The sequence below is a fragment of the bacterium genome (genome assembly GCA_023150945.1).
Classification (GTDB): Bacteria; Zhuqueibacterota; Zhuqueibacteria; order Zhuqueibacterales; family Zhuqueibacteraceae; genus Coneutiohabitans.
This window is the reverse complement of record JAKLJX010000033.1, coordinates 43,784-59,936: the sequence shown is the minus strand read 5'-3', so window position 1 is coordinate 59,936 and position 16,153 is coordinate 43,784. Positions and strand designations below refer to the sequence as shown.

Annotated in this window: 10 protein-coding genes; 1 reads left to right on the top strand and 9 read right to left on the bottom strand. The window is 61.3% G+C overall.

What is annotated here, in order from left to right; genetic code table 11:
- Nucleotides 1-305: 305 nt before the first annotated feature.
- From L6R21_26125 to L6R21_26085, 9 genes are all read right to left on the bottom strand, one after another.
- Nucleotides 306-3,491 (bottom strand): T9SS type A sorting domain-containing protein, encoded by a 3,186-nt coding sequence (locus L6R21_26125; protein MCK6562683.1) that lies wholly within the window; start codon nucleotides 3,489-3,491, stop codon nucleotides 306-308.
- A gap of 216 nt (nucleotides 3,492-3,707) precedes the next feature.
- Nucleotides 3,708-5,525: a hypothetical protein gene (locus L6R21_26120; GenBank protein ID MCK6562682.1), complete on the bottom strand. Its 1,818-nt coding sequence runs from the start codon at nucleotides 5,523-5,525 to the stop codon at nucleotides 3,708-3,710.
- Nucleotides 5,522-7,429 (bottom strand): GNAT family N-acetyltransferase, encoded by a 1,908-nt coding sequence (locus L6R21_26115; GenBank protein ID MCK6562681.1) that lies wholly within the window; start codon nucleotides 7,427-7,429, stop codon nucleotides 5,522-5,524. The genes L6R21_26120 and L6R21_26115 overlap by 4 nt, the downstream gene beginning before the upstream one ends.
- A 12-nt stretch (nucleotides 7,430-7,441) precedes the next feature.
- Entirely contained in the window at nucleotides 7,442-8,500 is a 1,059-nt protein-coding gene (locus tag L6R21_26110) for an N-acetylneuraminate synthase family protein (protein MCK6562680.1), read from the bottom strand.
- Nucleotides 8,478-9,503: a UDP-2,4-diacetamido-2,4,6-trideoxy-beta-L-altropyranose hydrolase gene (gene pseG / locus L6R21_26105; GenBank protein MCK6562679.1), complete on the bottom strand. Its 1,026-nt coding sequence runs from the start codon at nucleotides 9,501-9,503 to the stop codon at nucleotides 8,478-8,480. The genes L6R21_26110 and pseG overlap by 23 nt, the downstream gene beginning before the upstream one ends.
- Nucleotides 9,496-10,263: a glycosyltransferase family protein gene (locus L6R21_26100; protein MCK6562678.1), complete on the bottom strand. Its 768-nt coding sequence runs from the start codon at nucleotides 10,261-10,263 to the stop codon at nucleotides 9,496-9,498. Before L6R21_26100 ends, pseG begins: the two co-directional genes overlap by 8 nt.
- Entirely contained in the window at nucleotides 10,260-11,435 is a 1,176-nt protein-coding gene (gene pseC / locus L6R21_26095; GenBank protein ID MCK6562677.1) for a UDP-4-amino-4,6-dideoxy-N-acetyl-beta-L-altrosamine transaminase, read from the bottom strand. The genes L6R21_26100 and pseC overlap by 4 nt, the downstream gene beginning before the upstream one ends.
- Nucleotides 11,432-12,400, bottom strand: a complete 969-nt coding sequence (gene pseB / locus L6R21_26090) for a UDP-N-acetylglucosamine 4,6-dehydratase (inverting) (protein ID MCK6562676.1) — start codon at nucleotides 12,398-12,400, stop codon at nucleotides 11,432-11,434. Before pseB ends, pseC begins: the two co-directional genes overlap by 4 nt.
- A 360-nt stretch (nucleotides 12,401-12,760) precedes the next feature.
- Complete coding sequence (locus tag L6R21_26085; protein ID MCK6562675.1) at nucleotides 12,761-13,426, bottom strand: methyltransferase domain-containing protein; 666 nt, start codon at nucleotides 13,424-13,426, stop codon at nucleotides 12,761-12,763.
- A 147-nt stretch (nucleotides 13,427-13,573) separates the two neighbouring features.
- Between L6R21_26085 and L6R21_26080 the strand changes: the two genes are divergently transcribed.
- Entirely contained in the window at nucleotides 13,574-16,132 is a 2,559-nt protein-coding gene (locus L6R21_26080; protein MCK6562674.1) for a YfhO family protein, read from the top strand.
- The last annotated feature ends 21 nt before the right edge of the window (nucleotides 16,133-16,153 follow it).

Sequence of the window (16,153 nt, the reverse complement as noted above, 5' to 3'; positions counted from 1 at the left end):
CAACAGCAAAAGAACAATAAATCAAAATCACCCCAGTTCTCACAAATTTGGGTAACATTTAATTTTGAGGCAACGGGCGCTGCGCATTGGTGGTGGCAGCTTGCGGAGTCAATCGCAGATTGAAAGCAGATGGGGATTGCAGCCAGTCGGTGTCGAGCCAAGTGGTTTTTGCACTGCGGGAGCGCATCCCCCTTCGCTTGGGCAGAGAAGGGGGAGAGATTTTGTGATTGCAGACGCCTGCGCCAATCCGTCCGGAGGAGTGCCGCCAGGCTCCCGGTATTGCCGGGCGACGAGAATGCCGCGCCTCACCTGAGCAACAGCAGTTTGCGCGTGGCGCGGAAACCGCCCGCTTCCAGACGATAGAAGTAGATTCCGGATGCAAGCCCGCGCGGCTCGAAGGTGACGGCATGTGCGCCGGCCGGCAGGTTGCCCTCCTGCAGCACGCGCACGCACGTGCCGTTGACATCATAGATCGCCAACTGCACGCGGCCCGGCCGTGGCAAGTCAAACTGGATGGTGGTCGTTGGATTGAAAGGATTGGGGAAGTTTTGCGCCAGGCGGTAGGCGACCGGCAGCGCGGCAACCGGATCGTTGACGCGCACACTGCCTGTCCGCGAGAGCAAGACCAATTCCGCCACGGCCAGCGCCGCGCGGGGCGCCTGCGCGATCAGCTCATCCTGCTGCCGCCAGAATTCCGCTTCCGCGCCGGCAACCTCGAGCGAGTCGGTGGCAACCAGCATGCTGGCGCCGCGCAAGCGCAGGAAACGCGCCCACAGGCGCGGCAGCGACACGAACTGTGTGCCCTGCAAAGCCACGCCGGAACTCGTCATCATGGGCTGCCAGGATTGCCCGTCGAGCGAGGCTTCGAGCTGAAGGTGGAAGTATCGCTGGGCATTCGGATCCGGATGCAGCACGAAAGCGTCGATCGGTTGGGCCGCGGTCAAATCCACGGTGAGTCTGCCGCCCACAGCCACAGTGGTGGCGCCGGCAAATGTGCTGTCGGGAAGCTCGGCATCATCTCCCAGCGGCCGCGCGGGCGGCTGCACCCGGCCATCAAACAACAAGGAAGGCCATTGAACTTGTTCGCCCGCGAACTTGATATTCGCCGGCAGTGCCAGCGCGAGTGATTGCGTCGTGACCGGCTCGAGGCTGACGTTGCGCACACCCCACAGCCACTGCCGCGGCGGGTTTTGCGTGTTCTCGAAGATCAAGACATTGATGCCGGCATCATTGGCAAACTCGTCCGGTAACAACAGTGTGCGCGGCCCGCTCCAGGACTCGTTGGAGGTGACCGCCTCGTCGTGCAGCTTCACGCCATTGAGCAGCAGGTCCAGCTCGTTGGGATGGTCGATATCATAGACTTCATACGCCAGGCGGAGATCGCCGGGCTGGCCCGAGAAGAAGTAAACAACCTTGTCGGCATGGGATTGATCGCCGCCTTTGATATTGCCCAAAGCCGCGAACGAAGGCAGCGCTTGAAAGCGATCAACCGAAACCTGCCGCACGCCCCAGCGCCAATTCTTCGGTGGATTTTTGACGTTGTCGAAAACCAGTTCATTTGATCCCAAGTCGTTGATCAAATCATCCGGCAGCAACACGCCGAACAATCCGCTCCAGCCGTTGTTGAGAGTCACCGGCACGTCGAACACTTTCATGCCGTTCAAGCGGAGGGCAACCTCGGTGGGTGAGTCGATATCATAGGCGGCAAAGGAGAGATACAAATCACCGGGCTGGCCGGGGAAACAATACACAACGCGATCTGCATGGGATTGATCCTGACCGTTGATGTTGCCATAAGCTTCCGCGGCAGGCAGCGGTATGCCGGCACAATCTCCGCCCGTCCGCGCGACGCCGACCCAGCGCGGATCCGCACTCTCCGCCTCCGGCAGCAATCCCCGCTGGCCGTGATTGCCGGAGGGACTCTGATCATGCACGAGCTGGCCTTCGCCTTCATTCAGTCGCCAATAACCGACCAGGCCAGGTTCCGAACCGGTGATTTCGGCATTCATCGTGGCGCGAATCTCGGCTGCGCTGCGCGCGACATTCCAAATGCGCACCTCATCGATGATGCCGTGGAACTTCTCATTTGCAACGCCCGGCGTGTCGCCCAGATAGACGGGAACATCTTGCCGGTTCGGCTGCCCGCTGGTGGGATGAGGCGGCGCGTCCAATTCGCCATTCACATAAATGCGCAACGTGCTGGCACCGGCCGCGCGCACGCCGGCGAGGTGATACCACTTGTTGGGCGCGATTGCGGTGGTGCCCTCCACCTGCTGATTTTCCGAATTCGCCAGCTCCCAGCCCACTTCGGCGCGATTATTGTCTTTGATCCACAACCAGAAGTTGGAATTCACTGCCGCGGTTTCGCCCGCTTCGGCTTTGGAGACCAGCATGTGGTTGGCATTCGCGGACAGCCGGTAAACCCAGGCCTCGATGGTGAAATCGTCCAAGTCGAGCGCATTGCCGGCGTCCGGGATCTTTACGATGTCATCGCGGCCATCGAACTCCAAAGCGAAATCCGTGGCAGCACCGCGCGCTGATTGCGCATAGCCGATGTGCCAGGTGTTGGTGGGATTGGTGTGGCCCGCAAACCAAAGCTTGAAATACGTACCATCGAAAAGCAGCGCTCCCGGCCCGAGTCCCGCTTGATTCCACGAACCCGGCGCGCCGGCGCGCAGCACGGGGTTGCCTTGGTGTTTCGTCCAGTGCACGCCATCCGCAGAGGTCGCCAAACCGATTGCGCCCCTGCTGGTGTTCTGGTTGCTCGCTGCGGAATACAGCAGATAGAAAACGCCGTCGCTGCGGACCACGCCGCTGTTGGGCCACACACCGTAGTCATCCCACTCGCCCGGTGCGCCCACCTGCAACACAGGATTTGCCGGATGTTTCGTCCAGTGCATGCCATCCGGTGAGGTTGCCAAGCCGCCGCGCATCGTGCTGCCGTTGTAGCCGGCGTACCAGAGATAGAACATCGCGCCGTCGAAATAGACTTCAGGATGATAGACCTGGGTTTGATCCCATGTTCCCGGCGCACCCGGCCCCAGGATCGGATTGTTCTGATACTTTTGCCAGTGAATGCCGTCGAAAGAGGTCGCGAGGCCGATCCGCTCACGTGAGCTGTAACTGGCGCCCATGTAGAACATGTGATATTTCTCACCATCGAAAACCACGGCAGAGCAGCGCGCATGCCAGCCATCCCAGGCACTCTCCGGCCCGGGGCTGAGCACGGGGTTACCGCCGAATTTCTCCCAGGCGAGGCCATCTTCAGAAGTAGCATAGAAGACATAGTAGTGGCCCTCTTGATCAGCAGTATACCACATCTGGTAGAGGCCGGTCGCCGGATTGAATACCACTGCGGGATCCATCGAATAGAAAACATTTGCAGTGATGAGGGGATTGCCGGGATAGGTTTGCCACTGGGTTTGTGCTGATAGAACGAGGGGGATAAGCACAACGGCGACGATGAGGCAGGCACTTTTTTTGAAGAACATGACGATCCTCCACGGCGAATTTTGGAGGCCCTTGCCGACTGGGGGTAACCGGTGAAACTCAGTGCCAGCGCTGCGGGGCAGGTTCACTTCGTGAGTTGAATTCCACGTTTTCTAACTGCCGGCAGCGAGGATTGGTTCGCGCGGCGGTGAAGATTCCGGCGGGCGCTGCCTTGCGGGAGGAAGTAGCGGTCATTCACCGGCGCTGCGGAATCGCGTTCAGGCCAGCAGCTCGAGGATACGGTCAACCGCGGAGCGTTCGCTCACATTCAAATAGCGGGCAGCATAGCGTGGCCGCGCCTCGGCCAGCATGGCGTGCACGGCGCCCTTCCCCAACAAGAGGCTTTGCAACGCGCCGCGCAGTTCTTCCGGCGTGCGGGCGGGCAATGCCACGCCCTCGGAGACCGAGGGAATGGATTCCGGCATGCCGAAAAAGTTGACGCCGATGATGGCTTTGCCCGCCAGCACCGCTTCTTGAATCACGCTGGTGTTCCAGGCCAGCAGCACGTCGGCGAGGGGCAGTAGCCCCTGCATGTCTTCGGCTTGCAGCAGGCGCACCCGGCCGCGCAGCGCGCGATCGCGTTCTGCTAATCCCTTTTCATAGACTTCACGCTGATCACGCGGATGCAGTTTGATCAACAGAAACCACAGCGGCTCGGCGGCCAGAATTTCGAGCAACGCGGCGAGATAGCGCTGATTGCGCTCCGGCACATCGTAGGATAGGCGCGGCACAAAAGGCGTGGTGGCCCACAGCAGCACCTTCGCGTTTGCCGGCACGCGATACCGGCGCCGCAGACTTGCGGTTTCCGCCGGGGCAGTTGCCGCGGCCTCGAAGCGCGGCTGACCGGTGACGACGACCTTCTCCGCGGCGACGCCGTGTCGTACGAGCAAAGCGCGATCGTGTTCGCCCCACACCGCCAGCTTCTCGGCCACGGTCTGGCGATAGTGCTGCACGTCGGCGATGGCGCCGTGCTGAATGTTGAGCGTGGGAATGCCGCAGGCTTGCGCCGCCAGCACGAGGAGGCGGCCGTGCGTGGTGGTGTCATCCGCCACCACGACGTGCCGCGGCCGCGCCCGCCGCAGCAACTCGAGATAGACTTCGGCATACAAGCGCAGGCGGCCGAGCTGATGGCGCAACAGCCGGAGCAAACTCGCGCGCACGAACGGCCGCAGATCGATGCCTTCGAAATTGAAAAGGGCGTCGCTGCCCGCCGCGACCAGCGCGTCGAGCTTGGTGCGATCAAAGGCGCGATAACGCCGCCAGGCGGCCGGTGTGATGAAGTGGCCGAAGCGGCGATAGGGCACGCCCTGTTCGCGAAAATAGCGGCAGGCTGCGGGCGTGCTGGCAATGAGGAGATAAGGCCGCGGCAGCTTGCGCAGAATCGGCAGAAACGTCCTGGCGTGATTGATGTAGCCGGTGGAGAACAGCACATAATCGCCGGCAAGCTCGGCTGGTTTCACCGGCGCTTTCAGCCACGGCGTTTCACTCCACCAGTAATCGAAGTAGAAGCGCAGCGCCGGCCGCCAGCCGCCGCGATAACGCAGGCGATGGATCAGCCAACTGTTCGCAAGCCGTTGCCGCAGCTTGCGCAGGAAGCCGCGCGGCGCCGCTGCGGCAACGAGTTCCACCTCCGGTTGCCTAGAGAGCAGCGCTTGCAGCCACGGCATTTCGCTGGCGGGCGCAATCACGCGCAGCGGCCGGGCGGAGGCAAGCAAACGGCGATAAGCCGCAAGCTTGCGCAGCGCGATCGCCCAGGGTTCATAAAATTGCACCAGACTCGTGGCAATGGGCAAACCGGCATGGTGGAATTCCGGCGAACGCTGCAGCCAATCGGCATGCCGTTGCGCTGCGACGGCAGTCAATTCCTCCAATTCGGCGTTGGAAAGCAGACGCGGCGTCGAGAGCCAGGTTTGTGCGGCGGCATCCAGTTGCTGTTGCAGGTGGTGATCGTCGGTGAAATAGAGGCGCTCCGCCGTCTCCAGCGATGGCATGTCGGGGAGAGCTGCGCCGCGCTCCAGCACGATGACGGTTCTCACGATGACATCTCCCGGCGGCCGGGCAGGAACGCGAGCAGGCTGAATGCCAGCACAAACGCACCGAGTTGCAGACAGGGCGTGAGCAGGGGATTGCCGGTTTCAATCTGCAGGGCGGCGGCGAGGCTGGCCACGGCCAGGCCATAGGGCAGCACGATGCGCCAGGCCAGGCGATGGAGTTGCCTGCGGCTCAGGCCGAGGTAACGCCGGGCGGTGAAGCCAATGACGCCGGCGGCATAAAGAAAATAGGTGACGCTGGTGGTGGCGGCAATGCCGGCAATGCCCCAGCCCGCGAAAATCGCGGCAAAATTGAGCAGCAAGCCCAGGGCAATCGCCGCGAACAACGTGGCCAGGTATTGCATCTGGCGGTTGATGGTGACCAGCAAGTTGGCACTGGCGCCGACCAGACTGAGGAAATAGAAGCCCGCGAACAGAATGCGCGCCGCCGGCAATCCGGCGTTGTATTTCGGCAGCAATTGCAGCAGCAGCGGCAGGCCGAGATAAGCGCCGCCCAACACCAAGGCCATGAGGTACGCTGTGATGACGGTGGGCCGGATGACATAGCCGGCCACGCTGGGCGCTTCGCCGGTCGCGCCGTAACGCTCGCCCAGCTTGGGGTAGATCACTTGATTGATGGTGGCCGGCACATAGGTCAGCGCCGCCAGCACCAGCGGCCCCAAGGCATAGTAGCCGAGCTGCTCGGTGCCGAGAAAGTTGATGATCAACACGCGATCGAGCGTCGTCATCAAACTGTAGCTTAGGCCGACGATCATCATCGGAAAACCCAGCCGCACCAACTGCGGAATGAGTTTGAAATCGAAAGCAAGGCGCCAAAACGCGGGATTGACCGCGCGCAGGCAGAGCACGACGGCCACCAGCGCGCCGGCCAAAAAGCCGTAGAAGATGCCGAGAAAGCCGACATAATAAACCCACGCCACCGTCACAGCCAGCTCGATCACCGCCGAAACGACCAGCGTGCGGCTGAGCAGGGCGAATTGATCATCGGCGCGCAGCCAAAATTGGAAGAATTGATAAAGCTGTTGCGCCAGCAACACCGCGGCGAGCAGGCGCAACGCCACGGCTTCGAGACCGTCGACCAGCGGCGAAATGCTGATCAGCACGAGCACCACCGCCAGCGCCAGCGTGGCGATCATGGTGAAGGTCAGGCTGACGCGCGCCAGCGCCGGAATCGCTGCGCTCTGGCCGCGGCCGCGGCGCAAGGGCACTTCGCGATTCATCGCATTGAGCACGCCGAGATGCGCGTTCACGCCGTACACCAGCAGAATTTGCAGGCCGTTCCACAAGCCGAACAATTGCGGGCCGAGCAGCCGCGCCAGCAGAAAATTCTTCATGAAGCGCGCCGCCTGCACCATCACGTTGGCGCTCGACAATTGCATCACCTGCCGTGCAATCATGCGGCGGTTGGGGCGGCTGCCGGCTGCCGCGCTGCGATCGGGTGTGAAAACGTAGGTTGCGTGCTCGCCGCCGGCCAGCAAACGATAGCCGGCCTTCTCGAACGCCCGAACCGAGGCCAGGTTCTCGCGTTTGATATTCGCGTAGATTTTCGCGATGGCCGGATGCTGCTGCAGCAAATAACCGCTGCCGGCGACAATCAACGCCGTGCCCAGCCCGCGGCCGCGCGCTTCCGGTGCCAGGTTGAGGTTGATCTCCGCGCTGTCGCCGGCGAGATCAAAGCGCACGACGCCGATCTTGCCGGCGTCCGCCAGGCCGATGAGCAACAGCCGGTCGCTGCGCTGCAGCGTCTGGCTGAACCAGCGCTGGTGTTCTTCCGGAGAAATCGTCTCGCTGTGAAAGGAGTTGGCGCGGGTGAGGGGATCATTGCGCCAGCGCAGCACATCTTCGCTGTCGTGCGCCGCAGCCGGGCGCAGATGGATGGTGGTGTTCATCACGCGTGGAAATCAGCCAATCATATCCCAGGAAAGAATGTCGTCGGCTGCGATGTTGACCCGCGCCGTGCGGCCGACGACCAAATCCATCAAGTGCGTGGGAATGCCGAAGCCCGGCCGTTTCACTTCCAGCATCGCCGCAGTGATGGCCGTGCCGGCGGGAATATCACAGGCCGCCACCAAACTGCGCCGCGCAAGCTGGTGTAATTCTGCTTCGGCGGCGGTGTGCCGCTTCAGGCTGTGGCCCAGCGCCTTTTCGGTTTTGCGAATGGCGGCGATCATCTCACGCAGTTGCGGCGGGTCCATCGCAAACGGATGATCAGGCCCGGGCAGCGCGCGGTCGGTGGTGTAATGTTTCTCGATAACGCACGCGCCCAGCGCCACCGCCGCGATCGGGCACACGTTGTCGAGCGTGTGATCGGAAAAGCCCACCGGCACTTCGAAGGCGCGGCGCAAGGTGGCGATCGCACGCAGATGAATGTCTTCATAGGCCGGCGGATAGTTGATGGCACAGTGCAGCAGGATCACCTCGCTGCTGCCGGCCTGCTGAATTACCTCCAGTGCGCGCTCGATGTCCGCCAGGTTGGCCATGCCGGTGGAGAGAATGATGGGCTTGCCGGTGCGGCTGATGTGCCGCAACAGCGGCAGATGCGTAATCTCAAACGAGGCGACTTTGTAGAAGGGCACGTCGAGTTTTGCCAGCAGATCGACCGCTTCGAGGTCGAAGGGCGTGGCGGAGAAGATGATGCCTTTTTGTTCGCTGTAGGCCTGCAAGTCCGGCAGCCACTCACGCGGCAGCTCGAGTTTCTTGATCAAATCATACACCGTCTCGCTTTCCTGCGTGAGCTGCTTTTCCTTCAAATAGCTCATCTTCGGCGTCTTTTTCGAATAGATCTTGTCGGCGGTGAAGATTTGAAATTTGACGCTGTCGGCGCCGGCCTCAGCCGCGACCTCGATGAGCTTCTGTGCCAGCGCAAAATCGCGATTGTGGTTGGAGCCGGCTTCCGCAATCACGAAGCACGGCTCGCCCTCGCCGAGGCAGCGGGACTCAGTGAGACGAATCGATTTCATGCACGATCTCCTCGGCAACGCGTTCCGCGCCGGCGCCATCCACCAGGCGCCGGCCACGCGCCGCCATCGCTTGCCGTTCACTGCCATTGTCCAACAGCGCAGCCGCGCGAGCGGCAATAGCGTCCGCCTGCCAGTCTGCATGCCAGCCCAACACCTGCGCAATGCCCAAGCGGCCGAGCGCCGCCGCATTTTGCCGCTGATTATCGGCGACAATCAACAACAAACTGGGCACACCGAGGCAGGCCAGCTCATACGTCGTCACGCCGGCGCCGCTGACCGCGAGGCTGGCGCCGGCCATCAGGGCCGGCAAATCCGGCGGCTGGCTTTTCACGCGCAGGCGGGCGTGCGCCTGCGCCAGTTGCTGCAATTCCGGCAGCCCGATGGTTGCCGGCCCGGCCACGACCACGATGTTGACCGGCAGCGCGGCCAACAGACTGTGTGCCAAGCGCAAACTCCATTGATGCGGATCCGAGCCACCGATCAGCACCAGCAGGTAAGGCGTCGCCGCCGGTGCAGTGGCCGCCGCGCGCGCTTCACGAAACTGCCGCCGCAACAGCGCATAGCGCGGACCGAGCAGCAAGCGCGTGCCGGCCGGAACTTCGTAGCGCAAATCCGCGGCGTAGGCGTTGTGATTGATCACCACCTCCGCTGCGATCGCAAAGCCGGCAAAGTCATCGATGCACACCGTGCGCCAGCCCGTGGCCTGCAAGTCGCGGAAATACGCCGCCTCCACCGCGTAGGTATCGACGCAAAGCAAACGCGTGGCGTATCGTTCCGCCAACGCGGCAAGCTGCGTGATTTCCGGCGCCCCGCTGGCGAGCACCTCCACCTGATGGCCGTGCTGCCGAATCAAATCTTGAATCGCCGCCGGCGTTACTGTTACCGCAAAACAGGCGTTGCAGCCGCGGCTGCGCAGCGCTTCCGCCAGCGCCAGGCAGCGATAAACATGGCCGACGCCGATCGTGCGGCTGCCGTCGGTGCGAAAGATAATGGTTCTATTCACCGAGTTGTTTCTGACGAATGTGTTGATTGCGGGCCGCCAGGTCGGGCTGGCTCGACCACAGCTTCACCAGCTCCGGCAGGGTGAAATGATGGCCGCGGCCCGTTTGCACGAAGTGCTGATAGATGCGATCCACCACCAGCAAGTCCTCCGGCGTATCCACTGTCACCCGCAGCGCCGAAGCATCGAAATCATTTTCGTAGCCTGCCAGTTTGAACAACTGGGGATGCTGGTAGATGAAGGGCGTGACATGCTCGCGCTCGTAGGCCTGTTGCGCCTGTTGCTGCGCCGTTTGCAGCGCGGCGAAAGAAAAGATTTCGAGATCATAACCGCGCGGGAACGTGCGCGTCAGCGTGTTGCTCAGATAGTCGGCCTGCCGGGCAAAGTAGGCTGGCAGCATGGCATCGAGCACGTGCGCATCGATCAGCGGGCAGTCGGCGGTGACGCGGATCACCGGATCGACGTGAAAGCGGCGCATTGCTTCGTAGTAGCGCTGCAGCACATCGTTTTCACTGCCGCGAAAGCAAGGTACTTGCCGCTGATCGCAGAACGCCGCAATGGCATCATCCTGCGGCAGCGTGCTGGTGGCCACGATCACCCGGCGGCACTGCTGCGATTCCGCCAGGCGCAAGAGGCACCATTCGAGCACCGGCCGGCCCGCGGCCAGGCGCAGCACTTTGCCGGGCAAGCGAGTCGAGCCCATGCGCGCCTGCAGAATGACGCCTGCCGACCACGCCGCCGCACTGTCAGAGAGCGGGTTCATCGCCGGTGCCGGTTGACGATTTGCAGAACCGTGTCGATCACGCGGTTCACCTCGGCGTCGGTAAGTTTCGGGTAGAGCGGCAGCGACAGCGCGCGGCTGTAGTAGCGTTCGGCGCGGGGATAATCGCCGGGTTTGGTGCCGAAGTGTTTGCGGTAATAAGGCAGCAAATGCACGGGAATGTAATGCACCTGCACGCCCAGGCGGGCTTCCTGCAGCTCCAGGAAAATCGTGCGCCGGTCGCAATCGAGCTGGGCGAGGTCGAATTCCAAAACGTAGAGATGCCAGGCCGTGGCCGCCTTGGGCACTTGCGGCGGAATCAGGGCCGGATGGCTGCCGAACGTTTTGTTGTAGCGGGCGACGATTTCCGCGCGGCGCGCGAGAAATTGCGGCAGCTTTTTCATCTGGCTGAGGCCGAGCGCACACTGCATGTCGGTCAAGCGGTAATTGTAACCGAGCGCTTGCATCTCATAATACCATGGGCCCTCGTTGTGCTCGAGGCGTTGTGGATTCTTGGTGATGCCGTGGCTGCGAAACAGCAACAGGCGCTGGTAGATATCCGCGCGGTTGGTGAGAATGGCGCCGCCTTCGCCGGTGGTCACATGTTTGACCGGATGGAAGCTGAACACCGTCATGTCGGAATGGGCGCACGCGCCGACGCGCAGACAGGCGCCGTCGGCTTCATATTCGCTGCCGATGGCGTGCGCCGCGTCTTCGATCACCACCAGATTGTGGCGGCGGGCCAGCTCGGCGAATACCGGCATGTCACAACTGCGGCCGGCGAAATGCACCGGTAGCAGGCCGCGGGTTTGCGGCGTGAGTCGGCGAGCCACTTCCGCGGGATCGAGATTGCGCGTGCCGGCATCGATATCCGCGAACACCGGCCGGCCGCCGAGATAGGCAATGCAATTGGCTGAAGCGGCAAAGGTGAGCGGCGAAGTGATCACCTCGTCGCCGGGCGCGAAGCCGGCCGCCAGCGCGGCGCAATGCAAAGCCGCCGTGCCGTTGGCCACCGCCACGGCGTACTGCGCGCCGCAATACGCTGCCAGCGCTTGTTCGAATTCCGCGACCTTTTCACCCTGGGTGAGATTGTGATGGCGCAGCACTTCGACCACTGCGGCGATGTCATCTTCTTCCAGCCAGTGCCGGCCATAGGGCAGCCAAGCCAGACTCATTCGCCCACCAGTTTTTTCAGTTCGTCCGCGCTCAGCCACCAGGTGTTGTTGTCACTGCTGTAGCTGAAGTCATCCGGCACGCGTTTGCCCGCGCCGTGGTTGGCTCTGCCCCACCACGGGAAGGTCGGCTCGACGATGAAGTAAGTATCGAACTCGAGCGTGTGATGGGCTTCGTCGCGCGGCACCATGGTTTCGTGAATTTTTTCGCCGGGCCGGATGCCCACGACTTTGATGGTGCACTCCGGCGCCAGCGCTTTGGCGAGATCGGTGATGCGCATGCTGGGAATTTTCGGCACGAAAATCTCGCCGCCCTGCATCAAATCAAAACAGCGGAACACGAATTCCACGCCCTGCTCGAGGGTGATGAAGAAGCGGGTCATGCGCAAATCGGTGATGGGCAGCTCGCCGGTGGCGCGTTTTTCCTTGAAGAAGGGAATCACGCTGCCGCGGCTGCCGATGACGTTGCCGTAGCGCACCGCGCTGAAGCGGGGCCCGGTGGCGCCGGAATAGGAGTTGCCCGCGACGAAGAGTTTGTCCGACACCAGTTTGGTCGCGCCATAAAGATTGACGGGATTTGCGGCCTTGTCGGTGCTCAGGGCGATCACGCGCTGCACGCCGTTGTTGATCGCGGCTTCGATGATGTTCTGCGCGCCCAGCACGTTGGTCTTCACGGCTTCGATGGGATTGTATTCACAGGCGGGGATTTGTTTGAGGGCGGCGGCGTGCACGACGATGTCTACGCCGTGCAGCGCGCGGTGCAGCCGCTCCTGGTCGCGCACATCGCCGAGAAAATAGCGCAAGATCGGATCGCGGAACTGCTGCTGCATTTCATACTGCTTGAGCTCGTCGCGGCTGAAGACGATCAGCTTCTTCGGCCGGTATTTTTGCAGCGCAATCGCGACGAATTTCTTGCCGAACGAGCCGGTGCCGCCGGTGAGCAAAACGTTTTTGTCACTCCAGTTCATGTTGCCTCTCACAGTGGAATTGATGGGTTCTTTGAAATCGAAGCGCTGCAAAAAAAAGCAAACATTTGTCCGACGGGTACTATCTCAACCTGTATTTATGGGGGTTTCGTGACAATTCTGACCGTTCCCAACGCTCTCGAATTTCGGCAAAGAAATCACGCAGAGGCGCAAAGGTTCGCAAAGATTTCCCAATCATTTGTTGCCTGCAATCATGAAAGACAGAACTCGAATCTTTTCTTTGCGTGCCTTTGCGTCTCCGCGGTGCAGATGTTTGCTTTGTGGTTAAGGATCTTTCAGAAGTTTACTCTGAGTTTGAATCGCCAAATGCCTATTGGGGGAACAAAGGCCGAACCTGCCGCTTCACTCGCGGCCGGCCGGTGCATCGATCCGCTCCAACAGAAACATGGTGTCGGTCAAATCCTGATTCAGATAACGGTAACGGTCTTCCCGCAGCAAACGCAGATCGGCAAAGGTGTCGAGATAAAGGCGGGCAAAATCCGTTTTCCACAGCAAGCCGTCATGGCCGCGGTAATTGACTTCGGTATAGCGTTCGGCAAAATACTCGAAGCCCCAAATGTAGCGCCGGCTGCAGCGATGGATCTCGCGCAACACCGCCGGGATATCGGCGGGCGCGATGTGAATCAGCACGCCGGAGGTGAAGACCAGATCGAAGTAACCGTCTTTGAACGGCAGGTCGTGCGCGACGCCGGTGAGCAGATTGAGGTGGCGGGTGCGCTGCTTGGCCAGCTCCACGGCATAGTCCTGCAGTTCGATGCCGTAAAGTGAAGTGAAGCCCATCTGCTGCAGGCAGAGCAACTGGTTGCCGACATTGGCGCCCACTTCCAGGATGCGCAGGTTGCGGTCGAGCACGTCGAGCTGGCGGCGGTTCATCTCGGTGCGGCTCAGCCCGTAGGTTTGCCGGTATCTTTCTTCCATCTCCGCCAGCGGCCAGGCGTTGCGATCGGTGTAGGCTTTGCCGAATTCACCGCGCCACGCATCTGCCGGCGCGGGCACTGTCTGTTTCATTTCATTCATCCTCAAATTCGTGCGGCAATATAAACACGCAGCGGGAATTTTCCACAGAAAAAATCTTGCGATTCGTGGAAAATCATCCTATATAGCGCCTCATTCCGAGGTGTGACAACGCATTTTCTCGAGGATCACCGTTCATCCATGTCCAAGAAAACCTCTTCGCACCGGCGCGCCACCGCAACCATCAAACCCGGCCGCGCTGCAGCTCCCTCACCCACCTTCGCCTGGTTCGCAAAACATCCCGTGTTGTCCGCCAGCGGCGTTTATCTTCTGCTCATGCTGGTGTTTTTTTTCGAGACCATATTCCTTGGCAAGACATATCTCTCTCCTGACGCGCAGGCGCCGCTTGCCATCTCCGCACCATTGAAAAAAGCGTTGTGGGAAGATGGTGTGTATCCGCTGTGGCTGCCCCACATTTTCGGCGGCATGCCCAGCTTCGCCAGCCTGACGTATAATCCCTTTGCCTACTTTCCTCATGCCATTGTCGATGTGATCAGCCGCCTCGTGCCGGTGCGCGGCATGCTGGTTATCGCCCTGCATTACGTGCTGGCCGGGTTGGGCGTCTTTCTGTTCCTGCGCCGCAAGGGCGCGAACTATCTGCCGGCCCTGCTCGGCGGTCTGGCGTTTATGCTCACGCCTTACTTGATCACCATGATCATTTTCGGTCACGGCTCGCAAATGATGACCGCCGCTTATCTGCCGCTCGCGCTTTGGGCGGTGGATCGCCTGTTCGAAAAGTTTTCGTGGTTGAATGTCGGCCTGGCGGGCTTGACGCTCGGCTTCATGCTGCAGCGCGGCCACATTCAAATCGCGTATTACGGCCTGATGCTGGTGGGCTTCTTCGTGCTCTACGAGCTGACCGCAGCGCTGCTGCGCAAGCAAGCGCAGCGCGTGTTGCCGATGCTGGGCGGTTTCGCCGCAGCCCTGGTGTTGGCGTTCGCGCTCGCCGCCATTCTCTTTTTGCCGGTGCAGGAATACACGCCCTATTCCATTCGCGGCTCCGCCTCGGTGCTGCAATCAGCGCAGGGCCAGGTGGAAGCGGGCGTGGGCTTCGATTACGCCACGCAATGGTCGTTCTCACCCGGCGAGATGATGACGTTTCTCCTGCCTTCGTTCTACGGCTTCGGCGGCATGACGTATTGGGGCACCATGCCCTTTACGGACTATCCCAATTACATGGGCATTCTCGTGCTGGCGCTGGCGATCGTAGCGTTGCTCAAACGCGTGCCGCACACCGGCTTCCTGGGCGCCAGCATTGTGCTCGCGCTGCTCATCTCCTTCGGCCATCATTTCGAATCATTCTACCGGCTGTTTTATGACTATTTCCCGCACTTCAACAAGTTTCGTGTGCCGGTGATGATTCTGGTGCTGGTGCAATGCTGCGTGGCGATTTTGGCGGGACTGGGATTGCAGGCGCTGCTGCAGCCGCTGGCTGCGCCGGAGGCGCAGACGGCCGGCCGCCGCGCCCTGATCGCGAAGAATCTCTGGCGCATCGCCGGTGCGCTGCTCGTGCTGGCGCTGGCAGTGACCGTGTTCAAGAGCGGCTTGCAGCAGTTCATGGCCGGCCTCTATCCCGATCAATATGACCCCGCCACGCAGGCGCGGCTGGATGAGATGCGTTTCGGCCTGTTGTTCGGAGATTTGTGGAAGTTCACGCTGTTCACGGGCACGGGCCTCGCGCTGCTGGCGCTGGCCTTTGCCGGCAAAGTGGCACCGCGCACGGCCGCGGCCGTCATCGTGCTCGTCACGCTCGTCGATCTCTGGATGGTGGACAAGAAGATCGGCAATCCGCCCGCGCCGGAGCGCAACGCACAGGCGGTGCTGCAACCGGATGCCGTTGCGCAATTCCTGCAGCAGGACAAGAGCCTCTATCGCATCTTTCCGACGCTCGATCTCTTTCGCGAAACCCACTGGGCGGCGCAGGACATTCACAGCGTGGGCGGCTATCATGCCGCCAAGCCCCGGCGCTACCAGGATTTTCTCGAGGCCACGGATCTGCAAAGCGGTTTGATGAACGACTACTTCACCGTGGTCACGCAAGACGGCCAGCGCGGCCTGCAGCCAAAACCGGTGGAGGCGATTCCGGCGGAACGCCGCACCGCCATCAAAAACCTGCTCGACCTGCTGAACGTGAAATACATTCTTTCGTTCTTTCCCTTGCCGGAGGAAAACTGGGTGAGCCGCGCGACGGTGCCGATGAACTATCAAGGCGGCACGTATCCGTTGCACCTTTTGGAGAACACCACGGCCCTGCCGCGCGCGTTTTTGGTGGGGCAATATGAGGTGCAAACGGACAACCTCGCAGCGCTGCAGCGGCTGGCCTCCGGCGCGTTCGATCCGCACACCACCGTCCTGCTCGAGCAGACGCCCGAGCCGGCGCCGCAACCGGATTCCACGGCGAGCGCAACAATTAAGGAATATCAGCTTCATCACCTCACGGTGGAAACGGCTTCGGCGTTTCCGCAGATTTTGGTGTTGAGTGATAATTATTACCCTTCTGGTTGGCACGCCTATCTGGACGGCAAGCCGGTCAAAACGTATCTCGCCAACTACTGTTTTCGCGGCGTTGCCGTGCCCGCCGGTCAGCATCGCATCGAGTTTCGCTATGCTTCACGCGCTTTCACCACCGGCGTGTGGTTGAGCGTCAGCGCGTTGGTGATCGGTGTGGCCTTTATCGTTGTCGGGCGCCGGCGCGGTTGAGGGTGGTTCGTAAAACCGTTG

Coding starts and splice junctions, on each gene's coding strand:
- L6R21_26125 (MCK6562683.1), bottom strand. CDS start 3,491: ATGTTCTTCAAAAAAAGTGCCTGCCTCATCGTCGCCGTTGTGCTTATC.
- L6R21_26115 (MCK6562681.1), bottom strand. CDS start 7,429: ATGAACACCACCATCCATCTGCGCCCGGCTGCGGCGCACGACAGCGAA.
- L6R21_26110 (MCK6562680.1), bottom strand. CDS start 8,500: ATGAAATCGATTCGTCTCACTGAGTCCCGCTGCCTCGGCGAGGGCGAG.
- L6R21_26100 (MCK6562678.1), bottom strand. CDS start 10,263: ATGAACCCGCTCTCTGACAGTGCGGCGGCGTGGTCGGCAGGCGTCATT.
- pseC (MCK6562677.1), bottom strand. CDS start 11,435: ATGAGTCTGGCTTGGCTGCCCTATGGCCGGCACTGGCTGGAAGAAGAT.
- pseB (MCK6562676.1), bottom strand. CDS start 12,400: ATGAACTGGAGTGACAAAAACGTTTTGCTCACCGGCGGCACCGGCTCG.
- L6R21_26085 (MCK6562675.1), bottom strand. CDS start 13,426: ATGAAACAGACAGTGCCCGCGCCGGCAGATGCGTGGCGCGGTGAATTC.
- L6R21_26080 (MCK6562674.1), top strand. CDS start 13,574: ATGTCCAAGAAAACCTCTTCGCACCGGCGCGCCACCGCAACCATCAAA.